Annotated in this window: 16 protein-coding genes; 6 read left to right on the top strand and 10 right to left on the bottom strand. The window is 65.3% G+C overall.

What is annotated here, in order from left to right; all coding sequences use genetic code 11:
• Nucleotides 1-19 precede the first annotated feature (19 nt).
• Together ACFQRC_RS08270 and ACFQRC_RS08275 are read right to left on the bottom strand one after the other, a co-directional pair.
• On the bottom strand, nt 20-1885 hold the full coding sequence (locus tag ACFQRC_RS08270) for a DUF885 domain-containing protein (protein ID WP_379959918.1): 1866 nt from the start codon (nt 1883-1885) through the stop codon (nt 20-22).
• 100 nt (nt 1886-1985) lie between these two features.
• Entirely contained in the window at nt 1986-3095 is a 1110-nt protein-coding gene (locus tag ACFQRC_RS08275; RefSeq protein ID WP_379959920.1) for a dipeptidase, read from the bottom strand.
• Nucleotides 3096-3307: 212 nt separating this feature from the next.
• Between ACFQRC_RS08275 and ACFQRC_RS08280 the strand changes: the two genes are divergently transcribed.
• A complete protein-coding gene (locus tag ACFQRC_RS08280) occupies nt 3308-4192 on the top strand; it encodes a LysR substrate-binding domain-containing protein (RefSeq protein ID WP_379959922.1) in 885 nt (294 codons plus the stop codon).
• Here the strand turns inward: ACFQRC_RS08280 and glyA are convergent.
• Both glyA and ACFQRC_RS08290 read right to left on the bottom strand, forming a co-directional pair.
• Nucleotides 4189-5511, bottom strand: coding sequence for a serine hydroxymethyltransferase (gene glyA, locus ACFQRC_RS08285; RefSeq protein WP_379959925.1), 1323 nt, complete (start codon nt 5509-5511; stop codon nt 4189-4191). The two genes, ACFQRC_RS08280 and glyA, sit on opposite strands and share 4 nt — an antisense overlap.
• Before the next feature lie 29 nt (nt 5512-5540).
• Nucleotides 5541-6353 carry a phytanoyl-CoA dioxygenase family protein gene (locus ACFQRC_RS08290; RefSeq protein WP_379959928.1) on the bottom strand — a complete coding sequence of 271 codons (813 nt, stop codon included), beginning with the start codon at nt 6351-6353 and terminating at the stop codon, nt 5541-5543.
• A 769-nt stretch (nt 6354-7122) separates the two neighbouring features.
• Between ACFQRC_RS08290 and ACFQRC_RS08295 the strand changes: the two genes are divergently transcribed.
• From ACFQRC_RS08295 to leuD, 4 genes are read left to right on the top strand one after another with little or no spacing between them, the layout of a single operon-like run.
• Nucleotides 7123-8703, top strand: a complete 1581-nt coding sequence (locus ACFQRC_RS08295) for a 2-isopropylmalate synthase (RefSeq protein WP_379959930.1) — start codon at nt 7123-7125, stop codon at nt 8701-8703.
• Nucleotides 8700-9812: a 3-isopropylmalate dehydrogenase gene (gene leuB, locus ACFQRC_RS08300; RefSeq protein ID WP_379959933.1), complete on the top strand. Its 1113-nt coding sequence runs from the start codon at nt 8700-8702 to the stop codon at nt 9810-9812. Before ACFQRC_RS08295 ends, leuB begins: the two co-directional genes overlap by 4 nt.
• Nucleotides 9809-11242, top strand: a complete 1434-nt coding sequence (gene leuC, locus ACFQRC_RS08305) for a 3-isopropylmalate dehydratase large subunit (RefSeq protein WP_379959935.1) — start codon at nt 9809-9811, stop codon at nt 11240-11242. Before leuB ends, leuC begins: the two co-directional genes overlap by 4 nt.
• Nucleotides 11239-11802: a 3-isopropylmalate dehydratase small subunit gene (gene leuD, locus ACFQRC_RS08310; protein WP_379959937.1), complete on the top strand. Its 564-nt coding sequence runs from the start codon at nt 11239-11241 to the stop codon at nt 11800-11802. Before leuC ends, leuD begins: the two co-directional genes overlap by 4 nt.
• 1174 nt (nt 11803-12976) lie before the next feature.
• Here the strand turns inward: leuD and ACFQRC_RS08315 are convergent.
• Both ACFQRC_RS08315 and ACFQRC_RS08320 read right to left on the bottom strand, forming a co-directional pair.
• A complete protein-coding gene (locus ACFQRC_RS08315) occupies nt 12977-14455 on the bottom strand; it encodes an MFS transporter (RefSeq protein WP_379959939.1) in 1479 nt (492 codons plus the stop codon).
• Nucleotides 14452-14994, bottom strand: a complete 543-nt coding sequence (locus ACFQRC_RS08320; RefSeq protein ID WP_379959941.1) for a hypothetical protein — start codon at nt 14992-14994, stop codon at nt 14452-14454. The genes ACFQRC_RS08315 and ACFQRC_RS08320 overlap by 4 nt, the downstream gene beginning before the upstream one ends.
• A gap of 130 nt (nt 14995-15124) precedes the next feature.
• Between ACFQRC_RS08320 and ACFQRC_RS08325 the strand changes: the two genes are divergently transcribed.
• Nucleotides 15125-16030: a LysR family transcriptional regulator gene (locus tag ACFQRC_RS08325; RefSeq protein ID WP_379959943.1), complete on the top strand. Its 906-nt coding sequence runs from the start codon at nt 15125-15127 to the stop codon at nt 16028-16030.
• A 384-nt stretch (nt 16031-16414) separates the two neighbouring features.
• On the opposite strand, the gene ACFQRC_RS08330 is transcribed toward ACFQRC_RS08325, so the two are convergent.
• The 4 genes from ACFQRC_RS08330 to ACFQRC_RS08345 form a co-directional block, all read right to left on the bottom strand.
• Entirely contained in the window at nt 16415-18772 is a 2358-nt protein-coding gene (locus ACFQRC_RS08330; RefSeq protein WP_379959946.1) for a hypothetical protein, read from the bottom strand.
• A gap of 44 nt (nt 18773-18816) precedes the next feature.
• On the bottom strand, nt 18817-20271 hold the full coding sequence (locus ACFQRC_RS08335; RefSeq protein WP_379959949.1) for a metallophosphoesterase: 1455 nt from the start codon (nt 20269-20271) through the stop codon (nt 18817-18819).
• A 153-nt stretch (nt 20272-20424) separates the two neighbouring features.
• Nucleotides 20425-22683, bottom strand: coding sequence for a hypothetical protein (locus ACFQRC_RS08340; protein ID WP_379959952.1), 2259 nt, complete (start codon nt 22681-22683; stop codon nt 20425-20427).
• A 139-nt stretch (nt 22684-22822) separates the two neighbouring features.
• Nucleotides 22823-23992: an alkaline phosphatase gene (locus ACFQRC_RS08345; protein ID WP_379959954.1), complete on the bottom strand. Its 1170-nt coding sequence runs from the start codon at nt 23990-23992 to the stop codon at nt 22823-22825.
• Nucleotides 23993-24007 lie beyond the last annotated feature (15 nt).

A 24007-nucleotide genomic window follows, 5' to 3' on the forward strand; every position in this document is an offset into this window, starting at 1 on the left:
CACTGAAAATGTGGATTGGTCAGCCCGTCTTCTGCGTCACGATCCATCGGTCGATGCGGCGTTCCAGGATGCCGAGCGGCATCTGGCCGGCGCCCAGGATCGTGTCATGGAAGCCCCGGATGTCGAATGCGCCACCGAGCTCCGCTTCCGCCTTCTCGCGCAGCTCGAGGATCTTCAGCATGCCGATCTTATAGCCTGTCGCCTGCCCGGGCATCACGATGTAGCGCTGCACCTCGGCGCGGATCTGTCCTTCGGCGGCTGGCGAGTTCGCAGTGAAATATTCGACCGCTTGCTGCTCGGTCCAGCCCTTGGAATGAAGGCCGGTATCGACGACCAGCCGGATCGCGCGCCAGATCTCGGTCGTCAGGCGGCCGAAGTCGGAATAGGGATCCTTGTAGCCGCCCATCTCCTTGGCCAGCTTCTCGGTATAGAGCCCCCATCCCTCCTGCGTGGCATTGTAGAAGAGCATCGTTCGAAACTTCGGTACGCTGGTCAGCTCCTGCGAGATCGAAAACTGCATGTGATGGCCGGGATTGCCTTCATGATAGGCGATGACCTCCAGCTGCGGGATGGGCATGGCCCGCATGTCCAGCAGATGCGCGTAGAAAACGCCCGGACGCGAGCCGTCTTTCGAGGCAAGCAGATAATGTTGAGGCGCGCCCGCTATTTCCCGGTAGGGTTCGACGCGTTTGACGATGACGTCAGCCTTCGGCAGAATTCCGAAATATTCGGGAAGCCTCTCCTTCATGAAGGCAAGATGCTCCGTCGCCGCATCGATATAGGCTTGGCGACCTTCGTCTGTGTTCGGATAATAGAAGCGGTCGTCTTCGCGGACGAATGTGAAAAATTCGTCCAGCGATCCTTCGAAACCGACCTTGTCCTTGATCGCCTCCATCTCGCCCTTGATTCGAGCAACCTCGGACAGGCCGATCTGGTGGATCTGTTCGGCGGTCAGGTCCGTCGTCGTGGAATAGGCCAGTCGCTCGGCATAATAAGCTTCGCCGTTCGGGTTTTTGCCGACACCGGTCGCGATGGCGTCTGCATTGCGCCGATTCGCCTCCGACCATGCGATGACCTTCTTATAAGCAGGTCCCCAATCCTCGACGAGCGCCTTGCGCGCCGCTGCCTTGTATCGATCGGCCCTGCCCTGGTCGATCTTGCCTGCCGCGACCAGGGCGTCGGCCTTGGCCTGCGCATCGGCCCAGACCGGGTGGTCTCCGGCATTGTCGAACGGCGCGCCAGAGATCAGCGCGCGCGATTGCTCGATGACCTTGTCATAGGAGAATTGGGGCGGTCGCGAACCGGCGGCGGCGTTCAGCTTCGCGCTCTCCAGGACCTGCCCCAGCGCGCGCGCCAACTCGCTGATACGCGCGACATAGGCGTCCATGTCCGACGGTTCTTCGACCTTGTGGATGGAGATCAGGAACTGCGGAAAGGACGTATGCGGACTGAACATGTGGTTGAGGGGATAGGTATTACGACGAAACGCGTCGGCCGCCGCCGCTTGTTCATATTGGTTGATCCAGAGATCGTAGGAAATCTGGCCGTCTTCCGTCAGTTTCGCTCGGTCGAAGTTCGACTTCATCTCCTCGACGGACTTGCGGCGCCATTCGAGCGCTTCGGAAATCCCTTGTTCCGACATATCGTCGATTTCGTCGTAATCCTCTTTGTCACCCATGTAGGACCGCGTCATGGGGCTGAAATTCAGCTCTTCCTCATATTTCGCGTCGAACCACGCATTGATCCGTGCCGTCTCGGCCGTCTGCATCGCCGAAGAGACGGCGGACGGCGGAGCAGCATTGGCCGGCATCCCGCCGTGGCCGGCAAGAAGAAGAGTTCCAGCCGCGAGGAGGTGAAGCGCCTTTCGTGTGCTGCGCGTACGCATCGGTTTGGTTGCTACGTCCGTCGGCGCGAAATTGTTCATTCTAACCCCCTCATAATCCTTGCTCTTCGAAGCGGCTCACAAACTGCGGGCCATTCTGCGATCACGCGCCCCACACTTTTCCGTACACGCGCAGCCAGTTCTCACCGAGCACCTTGCGGATTTCCGCGTCCGTCCAGCCGCGCTGCATCAATCCTCCCGTGACATTGGGAAGATCGCTGATGGTCTCGAAGTCCTTCACCATGAACCAGGGCGGGTTGTTGCTGTAGACCTCGGGAGGCCAGAGCTCGGGGATGATGACCGTCAGGTCCTTCCGTCCGTACATGAAGTCCGGGCCGAGACCGATATGGTCGACCCCCACCAGGCGCTTGAGACGATCATATTGGTCGAGATGCGTTTCCAGACCGACCTGCGGCGTGACCGGGATCCTCTCATCCTTCCTGCTGCGGGCATGGAAATCGTTGACCGTCGTCAATCCGATGACGCCGCCCGTGGCCGCCACTTTTTCGATGAGCCGGTCGGTCATGTTTCTGGGATTATCGACCAGAGAGCGCAGGTTCGTATGCGAACAAATGATCGGCACGCCCTGCGAAATCTCGATCGCGTCGAACGAGGTCTGCTCCGCCGTATGCCCTCCGACATCGAGCACGATCTTCTGCGCGTGGATTTCTTCCACCAGACGGTGGCCGGCGCGCGTAAGCCCGACCATCGGATCCAGCGCCCCGCCGCCGAACGCATTGGCAACGTTGTAGACCAGCCCACAGATTCGGAGCCCCAACTCCCTGTACGCCCGCAGGTTCTTGATCGCAGGCAATACCGGGTCGCCATCCGAGATCAGCACACCGGCCGACTGCCAGCCAGACAGGTGCCCGATCTTGCCATCCTTCTGCGCCTGCCGAATCTCGCTCACGCTTCCAACCTGGACGATGCGATCTGAAAATTGGTCACAGAAATGCAGGACGTTGGCGAAATAGCCGAAGCCGCCCATGCTCTGATGCAGACAGTCGACCCCCGCGGCCTCGAGCATGCCGAGATACTCCTCGGTGAGCGCGGAGCCGTCCAGGCCGTCGACCACCAGGGTCGAATCCTGGAGCCGGACCGCGTCGCTTCTTTGGGCAGTCTGTCGCAGGGCTCCTATTTGCGCGAGCGCCCCGGATGCCGAAGCGGTTGCCGCCGCGCCGAAGGCGGAGAGGAGATATTCCCTACGGTTCAATTCACATCTCCGGCCGGACACGTATAAGTGATCCGCACAGGCAAAGCGCGTGACCTAGAAATTCTATTGGCGGGCTCGGAATTTTGTTCATAGGCTCGGCTACCTAACGATGTTCTCGCTCTTCTGGCGGCTGGCCCCGCATAGCAGCATGGCACACGAACGGGAGGAAGCATGCAAATGACTTATCTTAAGTCTGAGGCGGAGATTTCCTAATGGCGCGCGGACTGCCCAATCTGGATTGGCTCCGCGTGTTCGCGGCGGCCGCCGAAACCGAGAGTTTTGCGCTCGCGGCATCGCGGTTGGGCGTCACGCCGGGCGCGGTCAGTCAACGAATCAAAGCGCTCGAAGCGTTCCTCGGTGTCAGCCTGTTCCAGCGCCACCCCCAAGGCGTGCGATTGACGGACACAGGCCGACGATATGGTCAGCGGGTGGCTCCGGCCCTGGAGCTGCTTGCCGAGGCCACGAATCAGATCAGGGCCGCCCAGGGTCCGAAGGCGGTTCGCCTCACCATCTTGCCGGCTTTGGCCCAGCTGTGGCTCGGGTCGCGCATGGACCGTTTCCACAAGCTCCATTCCAACACGAGCGTCGAGATCTGGGCAGAAGCCCCCGTCATTGACCTGCGCACGTCGAATTTCGACATCGCCATACGCTATGGCCGGCCGCCCTTTCCCGGCTGCGACCATCGCCCCTTGTTCTTCGACGAGCTCGTCCCCGTCGCCAGCCCGGCGCTCATCTCGGAGGCGGAGACCGACGAGATCGGGCTGCCGGCTGGCGCTCCGCTGATGCTCGACACCTATTGGCAGAGCGATTTCGACGACTGGCTGGCGAGCACCGGCGAGAAGCGCCCGGCGCGGCTCGCTACCCAGACCTTCTCCCTCTATTCCATGGTCGTCGAGGCGACCCTGAACGGCCGGGGGTTCATGATTGGCCACACCTCGCTCATCGGCGACCTGCTGCGGGATGGGCGGCTTCAAGCGCTGTCGGACAAGCGGATGGCGGCCGCCAACCAATTCTACCTGCTGACCAAGGCGGAAGCGCCCCTGTCGGCTGCGGCCGACATCTTCGTCCGCTGGATCCTCGACCAGGCCAATGCCTAGCCGCGGACGAAGTGCAGGGCGCGGAACCGGGACCGAAAGGTGCTGACCCGATCAGCGAGCGAGGCGGGCGTGTCGATCTCCAATGCCTCCCCGATCAGATCGGCCAGTTCGGGCATGTCCGCCTCGGTCATCCCCCAGCGGACGATTTCCGGTGTTCCGAAGCGCAGTCCGTTGAAATCGTCCGCCACGGGTGCGATCGGAAGCCCTATTCCGGAGGCAAGGATGTTGGCCTCGCGGAGACGCTGAGCGACGCGATGCCCACCGCCATAGTTTGCCGCGCGGACGGCGAACTGATGGGAGTCGGTGAAGCCGCCGGATCCGCTCAGGACGGGGACCCCGCGCTGGTGCAGCGCCGCGGCCAGCCCGGACGCAGCCGCGCGCATCTCCCTCGCATAAGCGGGGCCAAACTCCCGCCAGTCGAGCAATGCGACGGCCAGTGACGCGGTCTTGGCCACATCGAAATTGGCGGTGAGGCCGGGATAGGCGATCCGGTCGATCCGCTCGGCCAATTCCGCGTCATTGGTCATGAGCAGGCCCGAAGGCGGCCCGCCGAGGCTTTTATAGGTGCTGCACCCCATCATATGCGCGCCCTCGTCGAGCGGCTGCTGCCACTCTCGGCCGGCTATGAGGCCGCACAGATGCGCGGCGTCGAACAGAACATAGGCCCCGACCTCGTCGGCGATCGCGCGTATCTCCCCGATCGGATGCCGCCACAGATTCAGGCTGCCTCCGATGGTGATCAGCTTCGGCCGGACGCGCCTGGCCTGATCGGCCAGCGCCTCGACGTCGACGGTAAAGGCGTCGGGATCGATCGGAGCGGTGTGGACCTCCAGGCCGTAGAGGCCCGCCGCACCCGCCCGGTGGTGGGTCACATGCCCACCGATCGTGTCCGGCGGCGCGATGATGGCATCGCCCGGCTTACAGGTCGCCATGAAGGCATAGAGGTTCGCCATGGCGCCCGAAGCCAGCCTGAACTCGACATAGCGCGCCTGGAATATCTCCGCCGCCAGTTCCGCCGTGATGGCCTCGATCCGCTCGATCGCTTCGAGGCCCATCTCGTATTTGGCGCCGGGATGTCCCAGCGACGGGCGGCTTCCCAGTCCGCTGGCCAGCACCCGCTCAGCCCGCGGGTTCATCGTGTTGGTCGCAGGATTGAGGTTGACGCAGGCAACCTCGTGGATCCGCCGGTTCTCCTCGATGAGCCGATGGATATGGTCATCCATCTCGTCCGAGGACCGCCCGGCGACGGACGCGGCCAGGGTCTGGACGAGGCCATCGCACTCGTCTCCCATCCAGGGTCGCGGCGCCAGCATGTTCATATCCGATAGTCTCCTGGCATCGGGCTCGCTCAGCTCGCCAGCTCGAGCAGGCAGTCGTCGGAGAGAGGGCGAACCGGCGTGAGGTCGCGGTGGTGCCGGAAATCCTCGCGGCTGATCCGAGTATAGGCATTGTCCACCGGGTTGAGGATCAGGGAGAAGATGCTCCGATTCCAGGGCGACATGTTCGGCGGGGACCCGTGGACGAGGCAGTCGCCGAAGATGAGCGCCGTCCCCGCCGGTCCCGTGGCAGACACGACGGGGCAGGTCTCTGCGATCTCGCGAACCTTGTCCTCTTCGACGACCCACAGCGGATAGCTTGTCGAGACCGTGTCGTGCCGCGTCGCGACGCTGCCGAACTTGTGCGACCCGCGCCAGAAATAGAGCGGTCCGTTGAACTCCGTCACGTCGTCCAGGAAGATGTGGAGGTTGAGCGCCAGCGGCGCCGGCACGCCATCATCCTGGTGGTGCGTCGAAAAGTCCTGGTGCCATTGCCACTGCTCGCCCTCGAACGCGGCCTTCACGTTGATCTTGACCTGCTGGACATAGAGGTTGGGCCCGGCGATCTGCTGCGCCGGCTCCACCAGACGCGGATGCCGAACCAAGCGCGCAAAGGTCTCGTCGCGCAGGTGAAGACCCATCGCCGTGCGCACCACTCCACTCTTTCTCTCCCTGATATTGGCAGCTGCATCTTGCGCGAACACACGTCGCATCGCCCGACGTATTCCCTGCACTTCCTCCGCAGAAAAGAGTTCCGGAATTACCAGAAATCCATTCTCTCGATATTCGTCCAGGAGGTGCTGAAGGAGTTTCATGTTTCCGGTCCCGTAGTCGTGCCCCGCCATCGAAACGGCGGCTTGGACTAGGATGGCTCAACCCATAGCGATCACAAGCCAGTAATGCTGGCCTTAAGCCATAGCTTTTCTGCGCCTCTCCGTTTTCTGCGAAGCTCGAGTGGAACTTGGCTCATGACTGGGCCAGTGTTTGCGGACGAGGCATATGCGCGCAGGCGCGGCAAGGGCTTCGGCGTTGTCGGCAAAGCGACCCGTAGCCAACGAAGGGCGCGGAAACTACGCGATGCGCAGAGCTGAAAGAAAAAAGATACTGTATCAGCAACATAGAAGAATATCGTCGCCCGCCACCATTACATTGCGGTTTTTTCGGGGTTGCGTGCTGCATTCGCGAAAGCATATGCATAAGGAGAACAAGCGGGCCCATGCCCGTTTCTTGGGACGAACAATGCAGCTCAATTCGAAGCCCAGCATTGAAATCAATTCGGTGGCGCCGCGCGCTGCCGCGTCCACCCTCGTGACTGTCCTGCTTACCTGCTGCCATATGGGAGCGATTAACGGCTCTGTCTGACGGTCAAACATAAACGACCAGATACAGGACCCCCCGCTCCCACCGGAGCGGGGGGTTTTTCTTTGTCCAAAGGAGACCCTCGATGGAAATGATCTATGAATGCCGATCCCGACGCTCTCGAGGGTGGGCGGATCGCGATCGGCTATGGCATGCAGGGACGCGGCCGAGCGCTGAACTTTGCGGCAGCGGCTTCGACGTAATCATCGCCATTCACTCCGTTTCTCGCTCCTCGGAGATGGCGGGCGCGGCATGATGGGCCGGGTCGCAATCTTCGACACGACCCTGCGCGACGGCGAGCAGGCACCCGGCTTCTCGATGCGCGAGGACGGCAAGCTGCGCATCGCGCAGGCACTCGCCGCGCTCAAGGTCGACGTGATCGAGGCCGGCTTCGCCGCCGCCTCCCCCGGCGATGCGCGTTCCATCGCGATGATCGCCGGGCGGGTTGAGGGACCCGTCATCTGCTCGCTGGCGCGGGCAACACAAGCCGACATCCGCGCGGCGGCGGCCTCGCTGGCGAACGCGCAGCGGAAGCGCATTCACGTCTTCCTGGGCACCAGCCCGATTCATCGCGAGGCGAAGCTGGGTCTCAGCCCAGCGGACGTGTTGGAACGAATCCGCGTTTCCGTGGCCCTGGCGCGCGACCATTGCGAAGACGTGGAATTTTCGGCCGAGGACGCGATCCGCACCGAGCGGGACTTTCTGGTCGAGGCGCTCTCCGTCGCGGCGGCGAGCGGGGCGACGACGCTCAACGTGCCGGATACGGTCGGCTACACGACGCCGGACGAGATTTACGCGCTGTTCCGCCACCTCGCCGCCCATGTCGATCGGCCGGAGGACGTGATCTTCTCCACCCATTGCCATGACGATCTCGGCATGGCCGTCGCCAATTCGCTGGCGGCGGTGCGCGGCGGCGCGCGGCAGGTGGAGTGCGCCGTCAACGGCATCGGCGAGCGGGCCGGCAATTGCGCGCTGGAGGATGTCGTGATGGCCCTCAAGACCCGCGCCGACGTCTTCGGCGTCTCCACGGGGATCGATACGACGAAGATCCTCGCGGCCAGCCGCACGCTCGCGCAGGTCACCAACAGTCCGCCGCCGCGCAACAAGGCTATCGTCGGCGCCAACGCCTTCGCCCACGAATCGGGCATTCACCAGCACGGCATCCTCAAGAACCGGGAGACCTACGAGATCATGAAGCCCGAGGATATCGGGCTCGCGACCGACGGTATCGTGCTCGGAAAGCATTCGGGCCGCCACGCGCTCGTCGCCCGGGCGAAGGCGCTTGGCTTTACCCTGGAGGGCGAAGCGCTGGAACGGGCCTTCGCCGCCTTCAAGGACGTCGCCGACGAGGTCGGCGTCGTCGACACGGCGCGGCTGATGGCGATCCTGGCCGGTAGCGGACGAGGCGGGCGCTCGTCCTCCTGGAGCCTCAGGAAGATCGACATTCGCTCGCCCGTCTCGGACGAGGCCTGGCCGGTGGCGCGGGTGGAGCTGGAGCATGGCGAGCGCGGCCGGGTGACGGACATCGCCGCGGCGCCTGGCGCTTTGGACGCGGCCTTCGCGGCGGTGAGCCAGATCATGGGCGTACCCGCCTCCGTCGACAAGTTGGAGCTCCAATATATCGCCGCCGATTCCGATGAGGGCACCGCCGATGGACAGGGCGCCAACGTCCTCATCGAGATCACGCTTGAAGTGAGTGGCGAGTTCTTCTCCGGCCGCGCCCGGGCGCGCGACATCCTGCCCTGCTGTCTCGCCGCCTACATCGACGCGGCCAGCAATGCGGAGGCGGTTCGGCGCCTGCGCGATACCCCTTCCGAAAAGGCAGAAGCCGCATGAACGAGGAAGCTGAAATGAAGATCGTGGTGTTGCCCGGGGACGGCGTCGGGCCGGAGGTCGCGGCCGAAGCCGTGAAATGCCTGGAGCTGCTGTCGCGCCATTGCGGCTTGGGACTCCGGTTCGAAACGCATGATTTCGGCGGCGCGGCCATCGATGCGGTCGGCTCCTCCCTCCCGGAATCGACGCTCGCCGCCTGCAAGGGCGCGGACGCGGTGTTGATGGGCGCTGTTGGCGGGCCGCGTTGGGATGAGCGGGCGGAGATGCCCGAGGTGGGTCTGCTCAGGCTGAGACGTGAGCTCGGTCTGTTCGCCAATCTGCGTCCGGCGCGGGTGATTCCAGGTCTGGAATCGCTGTCGCCGCTGCGCGCTGATCTCGCCGAAGGCGCCGACGTACTGGTGGTGCGGGAGCTCACCGGCGGCATCTATTTCGGCGAGCGGAGGGTGGAGGGCGAAACGGCTTCCGATCTCTGCCTCTATTCGCGCGCGGAGATCGAGCGCATTGCCCATATCGCCTTCCGGGCGGCGCGCGGGCGGAGGCGCCGGGTGACCTCGGTCGACAAGGCCAATGTCATGGCGACATCCAAGCTATGGCGTCGAACGGTAGCCGAGGTGGCCGAGGATTATCCGGATGTGACGCTCGATCACTTATATGTCGACGCCGCCGCTATGGCGCTGGTGACTAACCCCCGCCGGTTCGACGTGATCCTGACCGAGAATATGTTCGGCGATATCTTGTCGGACGAGCTTTCCGTGATCGGCGGGTCGATCGGCCTTTTGGGATCGGCGAGCGTCGGCGCCGCGGGTCCCGGTCTGTTCGAGCCGATCCACGGTTCGGCGCCCGATATCGCCGGCCTCGATATCGCCAATCCCTCCGGCGCCATCGCCAGCGCCGCGATGATGCTGGAGGAGCTGGGGTTGGCCCCCATGGGCCACATCCTGAGCGAAGCGCTGCAAAAGACGCTGCTGGCCGGTTGCCGCACCGCGGATTTTGGCGGCAATGCGCGCTGCTCGGAATTTGGCGAGACCGTGCGGGAGTCTCTGCGGCGGCGCCTCGCCCGCTACGACGCCCATCTGGAGCTCGTCACGATGAATCGGGGATGCTGCGGATGAGCCGGCGGCCTCGCACCCTCTATGAGAAGATCTGGGACGCGCATGTGGTGGAGCGCCGCGACGACAGCACCTGCCTGATCTACATTGATCGCCATCTCGTCCATGAAGTGACATCGCCGCAGGCGTTTGAGGGCCTGCGCCTGGCGGGGCGCAAGGTGCGCAGGCCGGACCTGACGCTCGCGGTTCCCGACCATAATGTGCCGACCACGGCGCGGGTGGACGCGAACGGCGCCCGCCTTCCCATCGCCGATGCGGCGAGCGCCGGGCAACTGGCGGCGCTTGAGGCCAATGTCGCGGAATTCGGCGTTCCTTACATTGCCGACACGGCGGAAGCACAAGGCATCGTCCATGTCGTGGGTCCCGAGCAGGGCTTCACTTTACCGGGCACGACCGTCGTCTGCGGCGACAGCCATACGGCCGCGCACGGCGCGCTGGGTGCGCTTGCGTTCGGCATCGGCACCAGCGAGGTCGAGCATGTGCTGGCCACGCAGACCCTGCTGCTGAAGCAGTCGAAGTCAATGGAAGTCCGGGTCGAGGGCAGCCTCGGCTTCGGCGTCTCGCCCAAGGACGTGATCCTGGCCGTGGTCGGCCGCCTGGGCGCCGCCGGCGGCACCGGCTATGTCCTCGAATATCGCGGCGACACGTTCGAGGCGATGTCGATCGAGGGCCGGCTGACCGTCGCCAACATGTCGATCGAGGCGGGCGCCCGCTCGGGCCTGTTCGCCCCGGACGAGAAGGCCTACGCTTATTTGAAGGGCCGGCCGATGGCGCCGTCCGGTGAGGATTGGGAGAAGAAGCTCGCCTGGTGGCGCACGCTTCCGACCGACGAAGGCGCGCGCTTCGACGCGAGTCTCCGCCTCGACGCGCAGGACATCGCGCCCAACGTCACCTGGGGCACCAGTCCCGAGGACGTGGTGCCGATCACCGGCATCATCCCGGACCCCGAGAGCTTCGCCGACCCCGCCAAGCAGGCGGCGGCGCGCAAGTCGCTCGATTATATGGGGCTCACCGCCGGGACGGCGCTCCAGGACGTCGCCGTCCAGCACATCTTCATCGGCAGCTGCACCAACAGCCGTATCGAGGATCTGCGCGCCGCCGCCGACGTGGTCCGGGGCCGCAAGATCAGCGACGGCGTCAAGCAGGCGCTGATCGTGCCGGGCTCGGGGCTGGTCAAGCGCCAGGCGGAAGCCGAAGGGCTCGACCGTATCTTCGTCGAGGCCGGCTTCGAATGGCGCGAGCCCGGATGCTCGATGTGCCTCGCCATGAATCCGGACAAGGTGCCGGCGGGCGAGCGCTGCGCCTCGACCTCGAACCGCAATTTCGTCGGCCGCCAGGGGCCGGGGGCGCGCACTCATCTGGTCTCGCCCGCGATGGCGGCGGCGGCGGCGGTGACCGGCCGGCTGGCCGATGTCAGGGAGCTGGTGCGATGAACCCGGTCCGCAAGGTCGAAGGCCGCGCCATCCCGTTCGGCCGCAAGAATGTCGACACCGACGTCATCATCGGCGCCGAGCATCTGAAGACGATCGCGCGCGCGGGCCTCGGCGCCCACGCCTTCGAGAGCGTCCGGCGCGAGCCCGGCAACGTCTTCGACGACCCGGCCTATGCCGGCGCGCCGATCCTCGTCGCCGGCGACAATTTCGGCTGCGGGTCGAGCCGCGAGCATGCCGCCTGGGCGCTCGCCGACATGGGCGTCGAGGCCGTGATTGCGCCGAGCTTCTCGGACATCTTTTCGGGCAATGCCTTCAAGAACGGCATTGTCACCGTTGCGCTGGCACAACCCAAGGTCGATCGACTGTGTGAAGTCGCCCGCGATCATTCGATTGCCATCGATCTTGAAGTCATGGCCGTGACGACGACGCGAGGAGACGTTTTCCACTTCGAAATGGACCCATTCAGGCGCGGATGCCTGATGGAGGGCCTCGACGAGATCGCCCTCACGCTGTCGAGCGAGGCGGCGATCCGCGCCTATGAGCTGAAAACCGGAATCTAGGATGCGAGCGCCGGCTACGCAGGAAACCCGGCGCCCCTCGCCACGAAAAAGACGCGTGCGGCCTTGGCTCCGTGCCCATATCCCCTTGCCAAGCCTCTCGACATCTCCTCGCGCTCAGCAAGTCCCACCACTCTGCGCAAGCGCCGTCGTGGCGCCGGCCTGATGCGACAAATCGACCAGCCTATTGTCGCGCGATGCTATAATCGATCCTGATCCTGACCCAACTGCCGACCAGTGGCCGTCCACCAAGTCGCGGAGGCTGAACCTTGAACTCCCACGCCGCGGCGAGCACCGCGCGAGTGATTTGCGACCCCTCCGGATATTCGGCGAGCCCCACACAATCCTCGACGCGATAGTCCGGCGCGGTGCGGCATGCGATCAGTCCCCAGCCTGGCCCCCGGGCGGTAGACAAATACGCGCGCAAAGCGTCTTCCTTCGGCTCGCGATACCAGGCCGCCGCATAAAGCGGCTCGCCATTTGGAGCTGTTCCCACACGCTGGGTGTCGCGGGAGGAGGAACCACCTCTATCCGGTGGCCCATAAAGTCGCCTGCCCGATGGAACTGGCCGAGGGGAGTTCGATGGAATAGCGGCGGACGGTGGCAGTTGGTGCGGCGTCGGCATGACGGCGCGCGCGATCGGCGGAGCTTTCGGTTCAGCGGGTTGCGGAGGCAGTGGTTCCTCTGTTGCCGGGCGTTGCGGCACAGGCTCCGCCGCCGGCTGCTCGGGCTCCGGATCGCTGGGTTCGGGCGCTTCCTCCGAAACGTCGTTGGCGCTGAGGTTCACCACGGTGATGCCCTCCTCCTTTTTGCCAGACGGCTCTTCCGAGCTAAGCGTGAGCAATAGGAGCAGCAGAAGCCCTTCGATCAGTGCGGCTAAGCTTATGGCGAGTGTGCGGCGTCCAGCCCCGGTGCGGAGCCGTTCGACGAAGGGACTGGCTGGAACAGGGCTCGGCTGAAGCACGGGTCTTCGATGGTGGTGCCCGCGGGACAAGGTCCCCGAGGCTGCATAGGCGAGGATAGTCGGGCGCCGGACCTATGACAAGTGAAGGCCGGGCAAGCCGAATGTCCGCAAGCGTGAGCGCCGTCGCTGATGAAAGACAGCTTTCGTAGCTCGGGCCCACAATCCGTCGTTCAGATGTCGGCCAGCTCCGGTCGTTGCCAAGACACGCGCACGCTAACAAGCACGAAGAGAAGCTGGGTCGCTACCCGAGCATCGTAGACGACCTTCCACAGGACCACTGTGCGGGCATTGCGTCCTGACTGACCCGGCGGCGACCGAGGAAGACAGCGCGGGATCGGCCACTTCGATGTGTCCAGCCGATACCCCATCGGATTTTCCGGACCAGCTGATCACGGCGGTCGCGAGCGCGGCTGCGGCGGCGGCGCCGATCGCGAGCTGCGGCGCCATGCTGAGCGGAGCAATCGCCAGAATCCAGGCGACGAGCAATGCGCCGGCGGTCTGACCGGCCAGCCGCGCCGTTCCCTGCAGCCCGCCCGCCGCGGCGCTGCGATGCGGTGGGGCGGACAGAAACATGTTTCGGTTGTTCGGAACCTGGAACAGCCCGAAGCCTATTCCGCAGACCATCATGCAGACGGCTAACGGCGCCAGGCGCCAGCCGGGCGGAATCAATACTGTTGCCGCCAGACCTGCAGCGAGCACGCTGCCGCCGAGCGCACAAACAGATGACACGGACAACTTGTCCGCCATCCGTCCCGCTATGCGGCTCGTTGCCGCAACGGCGAGGGGCCACAGGGCGATCATCATACCGGCGGTGAGGGGGCTGCGGCTGAGCGACATCTGGAGATGGAAGGGCAGCGCCAAAAGACCTGCCGACTGGCCGGCAAACAACAGGACCGACGCCGCCACCGATCTGCGGAATGACCGAAGAGCAAGGAGGTCGAACGGCACGATCGGAGCATTCTGGCGCCGCTCCCGGAAGAACAGCCACCAAGCGGCTGCCAGCCCGACGAGGAGGAGCAAAACAGCTTCTACAGGTTGTGAGCGCGCCGCTTCGACCGCCATCACCATCGCGCCAATGGCCAGCCCATAAAGGGCGATCGTCAGCAGATTAATAGAGCGGATGTTCGCGGGCACCGGAGGAAGTGCGCGAGCGGCGATCAGCGCGGCGGCCGCAAGAGGAAGGCCCGCCACGAAGATCCAGCGCCAGCCGAACCAGGAGATGATGAGGGCGCCCACCACCGGCGCCGCCGCCGCGCAGACGGCGACCACCAGCGCGTTCCAGGCAATGGCGCTGCCGAGGCGCTCCGCGCCCAGAGTGAAGCGGAGCAGGGCTATCCCAAGCGCCATGATCGCAGCTCCACCGAACCCTTGCAGCGCTCGGGCCGCAACGAGCAGCGGCAACGTCGGGGCCATTACCGATGCCGCGGCGGCGGCGGCGAAGACCAGGACGCCGGCAGCGAAGAGTGTCCGATAGCCGATGCGGTCCGCGAGGTGCGCGCCAGGAAGAAGGCCCATGAGCAAGGTTAGCTGGTAGGCGGTAACGACGAGCATGGACTCTGCCGGGCTCCGCGAGAAGGCGAGCGAGATGGTCGGGAGTGCGACATTGACCATTCCAAAGTCGAGAACGACGAGAGCCATCGCCGCGAGAACCGCGGCCGTGCCTAATCTCTCGCGCGCCATATTCCGGCTCATGGCCGGGGCGCCGTCCAATAGCCGTCCTGCTCGACGAAGCGGCTCAGCTTATGCTCGACCTGATCCTCGTGACGCAAATCGCGCTCGGTGAACCGGAACAGCAAAGCGTTTTCGGTGGGGCACCTGGTGTCGTGAATGTCTCCGGGGAGAAAAGCTTTGGCCTCGCCGGCGCGGAGCAGGCTGGTGTCGCGCAGCACGAGCCGGTCCTCGGCTCCAGCCGCCTGCACCCTGGCATAGGTGCGTAGCTCGAGTTCACCAGATTGAACGCCGTAAACGACCCACGCGCGGCCGTGATCGTGGGGCGGTCTGAAGAGCCCCTCATTCTCATTGTGCGCGAGCAGCATGAAGCCGCTGGGATCGCGGTGCAGCTGCCGGGAGGCGGGGCGTTCGGCGAGGAGCGAAGCGAGCCAGTCCTCCGCGGGATCAGCCCGCACCAGTTCCTCCAACCGAAGCCGGCACATGGTCACCAGCTCGCTGCTGATCGGGCCCCAAGCCGAGCGTATCGCAGCGGTAAACGCATCGAGGGAATTGTGAGCCATGACGCAGTCCTTTCCTGTTCTGGAGGAGCGACATGGAAGCTACGCCGTGGAAGTGGCATGCGGTAGGCGCACTGATTGCATCCTATCATTGCATCTGACGCCATGTGTTGGATCGTGCTAAGGCTCGGTCATGGCTTCGCCCGATCTCAATCTTCTCTACACGCTGGACGTTCTCCTGAACGAGGGGAGCGTTGCGCGCGCCGCTCGCCGGTTGCGCCTGAGCCCTTCGGCGATGAGCCGTGCGCTCGCCCGCCTCCGCTCCGTGATGGGCGATCAGCTGCTGGTTCGGGCTGGGCGCAACCTGGTGCCGACGCCACGAGCGATCGAGATGCGCGAGCAGGTCCGCGAACTGGTTCAGGATGCCCAAGCGCTGCTGCGCCCGGCGGCGGGGCTCAACCTCTCCGCGCTGAAGCGAAGCTTCACCTTACGCGCGAGCGATGGCTTCGCCGAGACGTTCGGCGCCTCTCTCATAGGGAGAATGCAGGAGGAGGCGCCCGGAGTGCGGCTTCGCTGCATCCGCAAGCTGGACAAGGACAGTGAGGGCCTGCGGGACGGCTCGATCGATCTCGAGACCGGCGTTGTCGCCGGATCCATCGGACCGGAGGTTCGGGCGCAGGCGTTGTTTGCCGATCGCTATGTGGGTGTGGTTCGGCGTGAGCATCCTCTCGCCGCCGACGAGGTCACGCCCGCGAACTATGCCGAGTTTGGCCATGTGATCGCTTGGAGGCAGGGGCTCGAGCTGGGCAGGATCGACGAGCTTCTCCTGGCCGCCGGCCTCAAGCGCGAGATCGTCGTAAGTGTAGACGGGTTCGCCGCCGCTTTGACGCTGGCGCGAGGATCGGACCTCGTGGCGACGGTGCCGGAGCGGCACACCGCCGGTCTGCGCGAGGGCATGCACAGCTTCTCCCTTCCGATCCCCACGGAACCGTTCACCATCTCGCTGCTGTGGCATCCGCGTCTGGACGGAGACCCCGCTCATCGATGGCTTCGGGACTGTATCCGCGGTGTCTGCAACTCGCGGCAATCCACAAGGTGAGTGACTGAAGTCTAGTCCGCCAGCCTTCGATCCGCTGGACGTCCGCTATCCCACCGTCCCACGCGTGAGCCGCCGGTCCGCTTTCGGCCCAATTTCGGCCGCGGGTGACCATCTTCATCCTGTCGGGTGAATTCGAAAAGCAACTGAAAACCGTCGGCTGGGGAGTGGTGCGCCCGGCATGAATATGATGGGCACTCAGATCATTGGGAACTTTCGGTGGATAGGTGCCGCGGACGTTTGGGTTAGCATCAGGTATCGAATGCTCCCGAAAGCGACCGTTCGTTCTTAGCCGCCTACGGACAGCGATGCCTTCCGACCAAAGTTAATGACACCTTCGGTTGAGCAGGGACGGGTTCGGCACCAGTTAGAGCTCAATGTGCCAGGTCAAAAGAACAGCTTGCGGAATTCCAGGCGCACGGACCGGCCCAGTGGATCGAGGAGGTCGGGTTGGTAGCCAACCGGGACGGCGCCCATGCTGTCTCGGACGTCGAGGCGCTGGTCGAAGAGGTTGTCGATTGCCAATGTGAGACGGGAGCCCCGGACAAAGGGCATTGAGCGGACGAGGGCGCGTTGCTGCGCGAGATCGGCGAACAGGCGGAGATTGACGGTGGCGAGCGCGCCGAAGCGGAGATCCCGCGGCGAGGACGCGCCGCTCGTCTGACCGGTGCGGACGCGGGTAGCGCTCTGCCAGTCGGCCTGGAGGCGGGCGCCGAGGCCGTTGCGGCTGTAGCCGGCGCGCAACTGCACCTCGTGGCGCGGTCGCCCTCCCCGATCGCCGGCGGCGGAGCCGCCCAGCAGGTCGAGCTCCGGTACGCCGCGGCGGATGAGGATCGTGTCCGTCAACCGCCAGGTGTGGAAGAGGCTGAGGGTCACGCGGCCCTCGCGTCCGCTCCCGGAGCCGCGTCCGCCGCCGCGCCGGCCGTCGCGCTCCGTTCCCGTTCCGCGCGCGGCGTCGCGCTGCTCCCGGCGCGCGGCGCGGAGCTCCTCGATCTGTTCCTCGCTAAGCGGCCGGCCATCGGCGCCTGTCGGGGGCGGGGCTTCCAGCGTTTCGGACCAGTTGAGCCCCCAGCGCAGCTGACGCTGGCGGACGCGCTGGAAAGCGACCGGGCGGCTGTCGATCCGGAACAAGGCGCCGTCGGCATCGCGCTCGAACCGATCGGGAAAGGCCGCCTCGATCTCGGGCGCAGGGGTGGGGAAGCTCGCGACGGCGTTCCTGATCCGCGTGTCGGCATAATTGACGAGAAGGGCGAGGTCGTCGATCGGCTCCACCGTCAGGCCGAGCTTCATCACGCGGCGATTGTCGGCAAGGAGGTCGGGATTCCCACCCTCGATGCGGGTGACGTCGACCGTCTGCCCGGTGGCGATGTCGAAGACACGGACATTGGGCGTGGCGAGCAGGGGATCGCCAAGTTGCTGGATGCTGGGCGCGCCATCCTCGCGCGTCATCGAACCGATCAGGCGGACCTCGTCGGCGGGCTCCCAGTTGAAGCCATAGCCCAAGGCCGAGAGGGTGCCGAAATCGGAGAGCTGCTCGACCTGGCCATTGGCGTTGACGGAAAGCGAGCCGACCGGGCCGTCTTCGAACAGGGGGAAATCCAGGTTGAGCTGGGCGTTCGCCTGATCGCGCGAAAGGTCGGTTTCGGTAAGGCGGCCGCCGCGCGTCGATTTGCTGGCGATGTCGCGCAGCTTGAACCCGACCTTGGCCGTCGCGGCGACCGCGCCTGCCGGGAGCCCGAACACATCGCCGCTTGCGGTGGCCTCGGTCTCGATCGTCTCGGCAACGGATTTCGCCCGGTCACGGCCGAGGCCGGTCTCGGTCTCGCGATCGGTGAGCCTGTTCGATCGCTCGCGCGCATATCCGCCGTCCAGGGACCAGCGCCAGCCGACGCGGTCGCCGTTCAGCGCATAGCCGAGGCTGGCATTGCGGTTGCGGCGATCGCGCAGCAGCCGTCGCGAGCCGCTCTCGGCGCGGCCGAGCGCCGCCTCGATATTCTCGCCTTCGAGTTCGGCGCTGAGCGTCGCCGAGACATTGCCGAAAATGGTGCGGTTATAGGTGCCGTTCAGCTCGACCGCGTCCGACGCGGAGAGGAGCGAGCGATCGGGGTCCGGGTCGATCACGTCCCGCTCGGTCTCGAACAGCGGCGTGGAGCGCTTATATTCCGCGTCGATGCTGAGCCGGCTGCCCTCGGCGATGCGCAAATAGTTGACGTCGCCCTCATAGGCCGCGTGCCCGCCGGCCGTGGCCTGGGTCGTCTCGAGCTCCGCTGTTACCGCCTCGAAACGGCGCCGGAGGACGAAATTGACCACCTTCTGATCGGCGCGATAGCCGTATTTGAGCGCGACCTCCTCGGGCAGGATGTCGACCCGGCTGACGGCTTCGGGGGGAAGGTCGCGGATCTCACGAAAGCCGCTGATCCGGCGGCCGCCCAGCAGGACGACGGGCTGGCCGCCGCCGCGACCCTGTATGCTGCCGGCAAGGGGGCTGAGCTCCTCCAGCAGCTCGCCAAGGTCGCCAACGCCATATGCACGTATGTCCCGGGCATCGAGGGTTATTTCGGGCGCGATGTCGCCGATCACCGATCCGCGCGGGACCGCCCTGCTGCCCGTGACGACGATCGCCTCCTCTTCCTCCTCCTCGTCATAGCCCCCCTGTTCGGGGTCGCCGGCTTCCGTGTCCGTTTCGGCGGGGGGCAAAGGCGGCGCGGTTTGGGCGAGCGCGGGCCAAGAGGTGGAAAGAAACATGAGAACGCCAACGATACGCATGGATCACTTTGCCTGGGCAGCGTTCACGGAGTGTCGCCGACGCTCTCATAGGGCATCGTCTCGTCGAACAGGCGCGTCTTCATGGTCGATGCGTTGCCGGCCTCGATGCGCTTGCGGCCGGCCTCGTCCTTCACGATCACGACGCTGTCGTAGAGCTGGCCGTCGGCGGTGTAGGCGCGATAGTCGAGCCTGCCGCCGTCGATGTCGATCACCTGGAAGAATTGCGAATTCTCGGCGAAACGCTCGAGCCCGACGCCGGTCGGCTTATAGGCATTCCAGCGGTCGTCCTTGAACTTGTACTGCTTGGGTCCGGACACGGAGTTGACGAACATCACGGCCAGCTCGTCGCCTTCCGCAAGCGCGCTGCGCTCGGGGCTCTGCTCTCCCGATCCGATCATGCCCCGCGCATAAGTATGGTCGTGGCCCTGGAGGACGAGGTCGACGCGATGCCCGGTCAGCACCGGGAGGAGCATTTCGCGCAGGGTCTTGTTGTCGCGGTCGCGGCCCGACGAATAGACCGGGTGGTGCATGGTAACGACCCGCCAGCGGGCGTCGGAGGCGGCGAGCTTGCGGTCCAGCCACTCGGCCTGCACCGCATAATCCTTGAGATTGCTGTCGAGCACGAAGACATGGAGGTCGGGCGAATAGCGGACGTCATATACGGTCTCGCGCATCGCCGCGGGCAGCGGCGGATCGGCCGGCAGCCGGAACTGCGGACGCCACAGCGCCGAAAGGACGCGCTGCTTCGAATCTTCGGTGAGGCCCAGTTTCTCATATTCGTGGTTGCCGGCCACGGGAATGGCCGGGATCATGCCGTGGATGAAACCCGACGCCTTGAACCATTCGGCCCATTCATAATCGCGCGAGCCCTTGTTCACGAGGTCGCCCGCGTGGAGGATGAAGCGCGCGTCGGGCGCTGCCTGGAAGGCGGCACGGATCACCCGCGACCAGTGCGACGTGATCCCGTTCTGCGCATCGCCGACATAAATGAAGCGCAGCGGTCCGGAAAGCGGCGCGGTTCGCGCCTGGAACCACTCGCTCCAGATCCCGTCCGCGCCCTGCACGCGATAGGCGTAGAGGGTGTCCGGCTCGAGGCCGTCGAAGCGGACCGAATGATAATGGGTGGAGGGGAGGCCCGCATTGCGGGGCATGGGCAGCCTGACGCCCTCATGCTCGATGCCCTGCAGGTCGAGCGTCTCCGTCTCGGCGGCGACGGTGCGGGCGGCAAGATCGAACCGGGCATCGGGGGTGGCGAGCGCGATCTGGGCGATGGTCGCCGTCACGTCCGACGAGGTCCGCCAGCTGACGGCCAGCGAACGCGCCGGATCGGTCTCGAAGGTCAGCACGATCCGGTCGGGCCATTTCGTCGCCGCCTGCCATGGGGCGACGTCATGCACGCCGGGGTGAGCATAAGACGAAGCGGCAAAGCCCAGCGCGCATGTGACGGCAAGCGCCGCCCGGTAAACAAGCTGTTTCAAGTTAACCACCTATCCCGATATATGTCTTGAGAGGCCGATAGGCCCGGTCCGTGTCAGTTGGGTTTCACGGCAGAGGAAGAAGAGAGAACCGGCCTCGGCGCGGCCGCCAGGATGCGTCCGAGACCGGCCGCCGCAGCCGGGAACAGGCTTACTTCATTCTCCATCGAGCGGCACTTCCGCGTAGCGATTGAGGCCCGCGCCGCCTTGGGAGCCGGCATCGTAGACAAACCCATAGACCCGGCTTCCGTCCGGCTTGCGGATGATATTGCCGCGGACCCAGGAACCCTCGATGCCGTCGATCAGAAGAACCGGCGGCTGCCAGCCGGCCTCGTCACGGGTGCTGAAGAGGCTTCGCGAACCCTCGTCGGCGAACAGCAGGTGCGCCGTGTCGCCGTCATTGACGAGATCGGCAGCCGGCTGCTGCGAGTCGACCGCATCGGTCATCACGCGGTGCCCGGATATCATGACCGGCCCGGCCGGCGCGGAGCCGCCCCGCAGCTTCCGTTCCCACAAGGTGCCGTCGGCCAGCCGATAGACGATGAACAGCGTGTCGGTCGCCTCGTCGAAAGCCAGTGGAAGCACGGCGCCATATTCGGCCCGGCTGGTCCCGGCCCCGCTGGCCAGTTGCCGGCGCGCGGTCAGCGTCCCGTCCGGCAGCAGGCGGCGATACCAGATGCTCCCGTCAGCACTGAAATAAGCGAGGTGCACGATGTCGTCGCGGCCGAGGATCGCCTGGGGTCCCGCCGTGACCTCCGCCGCTTCGGGGTCGATCTCGACCGGCAGGCTCCAGCGGCCGTCGGCGGCGCGGATCGCGTAGTGCAAGCGGTCTGCGAGGAACACCGTGACCATGCTGCCGTCCGAGCGGACGGCCAGCGTGGCCATCTGCGCCACCGCTTCCGCTTCCGCCGCGAGTTCGTCGCGAATGGCCCAGCTGTCGGGGTGCGTCGGATGATCCGACGTCCGGAAGACATGGTGACGCACGGAATGGGTAACCTGGTGGATGATGTGGATGCGGTCTCCGACCTGGCGGCCGTCCACCGATTCCAGATCGCGGGTGTCGGGACGGTTCGCTCCGTCGACCTCGCTCCAACTGCGCCCGCCATCGGCCGACTTCATCATCATGAACTTGTTGTCGGTCTCGGTCGGCTCCATGATGAAATAGAGATCGCCGTTCGTCGCCTGCCAGGGGCCGATGCGCCCCGGTGTCTCGACGAATGTCCCACCCAGATGACCGGCCGGAACCGACAGCCGGACTTTCGCGACCGGACCGGCGGGAACCGCCTCGCCGGCGCTGTCGACCATCCGGAACTCGAAGTGGTCCCCGGCTTCGTTGACTGCCGGGCCATCGGCGTGACGGCGGATCACGATTGGCCATTCGAACTCCCCATGGCGCCCTGTGCCCGCCGCCCAGCGGGGCGTCCGCTTCCGGAGCGAGAGGCCGATGCCGGGAGCGAAGGGCGCGTTCGAGCCGGACAGCAGGTCTCCGGTCTCCTCGCCATGGGCGTAAGCGGGCGTGACAACGATACTGACCCGCGGCGTTCGCGGCTCACCTTCCAGAACGATCTCCGCGATATCCACCTGCCCGGCGGCCGGTGCCAGGATGCCGTGACCGGTGGGTGCCAGCTTACCCCCCACAGGCACCGCGAATTCGAGTGTATCGTCGTCGAAATTGACTTCGAGCTGTTCACCCTCGAGTTGGATCTCCGCCTCGTGCCAGGCGCCGCGGGCGATATTCGCGCGTTCGTCCCTCAGGACGGTTTCCCGGCCGCCAACGACGCGGATGACGCGAATATGCCCGTCGGGGTCGAACTGGATACGGCCGTGATTGTTGGCGTCGACATAGCCGAAGACTAGAGCGAAGCCCTCGCGGGCATCGACCGGCAAACGGAAGCGGGCGCCCAGGGTGAACTCCGGCAGCGGCCAGGGCGCCTCGTACAGAGCCACCATCCCGCGCTGGCCTCCGCCGGCTCGCATCACGCGGCGAGGTCCGTCTTCGACGACGGCCAGGCCTTTCGGCGCTCCCGCCACAACGACCCACCCCGGCGGCGTCGAACCGGGAGCTCCCTCATCGAAGTCGAGCTTCAGCTCGCGTTGGGGATAGGGAAAGTCGTGCGCTTCCACCGTCTCCCAGCGCCCCCCGTTGCGGCGCGCCTGCAATCGGTAGTCCGCCGGGGCCCGGCTCTGCTCGATCTCCATCCGCAGCCGGAACGGCCGGTCGGCCGGCACCGTGACCTCCGCGTTCGGCTCGCCCGCCCAGCCGGCATCGGCATTGAGCGGCGCCTGAAAATCGGAGCGGATGCGAAAGGCGGGGTCTTGCGCATGGGCGGCGCCCGCCAGCATCAGGGCCGCTGCCGCGCTCGCCAGCCGGAGGTGCCGCAAACGGTGTGCGCTCGCATCGATGGGATGAGCCAACGGGTCTTCTCCTAATCTATTGCTTCATCGAAAACGGGGCGCGCCCGTGGAGACGGCGCACGAAATTGTCCGGGGGGCGCGGCCGATGGCTTGCCGCCACCGGATGCACCCGGTGACGGCGGCACGACCAATCGGAAAATCAGTTGCCCGGCGTCGTATCCGCCTTCCAGCCCCAGGCGCCCAGCATCACATCGAACAGATAGGTGTTGGGGAAGTAGCCACGAACGCGTTCCGCCCCGGCGCCGATCGCCAGCGCGGGGACTTCCTCGGCGGTGTGGCTGTCATTGACGAGCACGTTCTTCAGGCGGACGATGCCCTCCTCGGTCCCGGCCGCTTTCCACGCGTCATAGCCTTCCAGCACCTCGCCGCCGCGCGTGCCGCCATCGACCTGGAGGCCGAAGCTATGGTCGGCAGTGAACAGCAGCAAAGTATCGTCGAGGTCGACGCGCTTTTCCACTTCGGCGATCAGCTTGTCGAAATCGACGACGTTCTGCAGGCCCTCGCGCGGGTCATCGGTGTGAGCATCCCATTCGACGACCAGGAAATAGCCATTGGGCGACTTCTCCAGAATATCGAGCGCGCGATGAGTGGCCGCGCGGACATCCATCTGGTCGGCGACGACCACGGGCCGTATATTGGAAACGGGCACTTGCTCCAGCGCCGAATAGATCGGGCGGCGATGATTCTCGCTCAACGCGTCGAAGCTGGTGCCCTTCACGGTCAATTGCTCGCCGATCTTCCGCCGGCCGGCGCCGAACATCACGTCCACTCCGTCGCCGAACCGCGGCGAAAAGGCCTGTGGGAAGATTTCACCCCACTTCCCGCGATCGTTGGAATGGGCATAAGCGGCGGCCGGCGTCGCATCGGCGATGGATTGCGTCGAGATCACCCCGGTGAGCAGCCCGCGCTCCTCGGCATATTCGAGCAAAGTCTTGGTGGGCGCGCCGTCCCTTTCCCGGCGCACGGCATCGGCGGACTGGCTGATCACTCCGTTGCGCGTCTTGAAGCCGGTCATGATCGAGGACATGCCATTGGCCGAGTCCGACACGAACCCGTCCACCGGCGAAGTCTCGCTCAAGCCGAGATGCGGCCATTGCTGAATTCGCAGCTTCAGAGGCTCGCCATAGCCCATCAGGCTGGCGCCGTTGATGGTCGACACGCCGCCGGCGTCGGCGAGGAACAGGATGACGTTCCTCGCTTGCCCTGTATCCCGCGCCTGGGCTTCCTGAGCCTGAGCCTGAGCCTGGGCATTGGCCGCGGGCGCCACCAACAGGGTGGCCGCCAGCAGCGGAAAAACGGAACTGAACATAATATTTCTCATGGC

Origin of the sequence: Enterovirga sp. GCM10030262 (assembly GCF_042666435.1) — a bacterium.
GTDB lineage: Bacteria > Pseudomonadota > Alphaproteobacteria > Sphingomonadales > Sphingomonadaceae > Allosphingosinicella.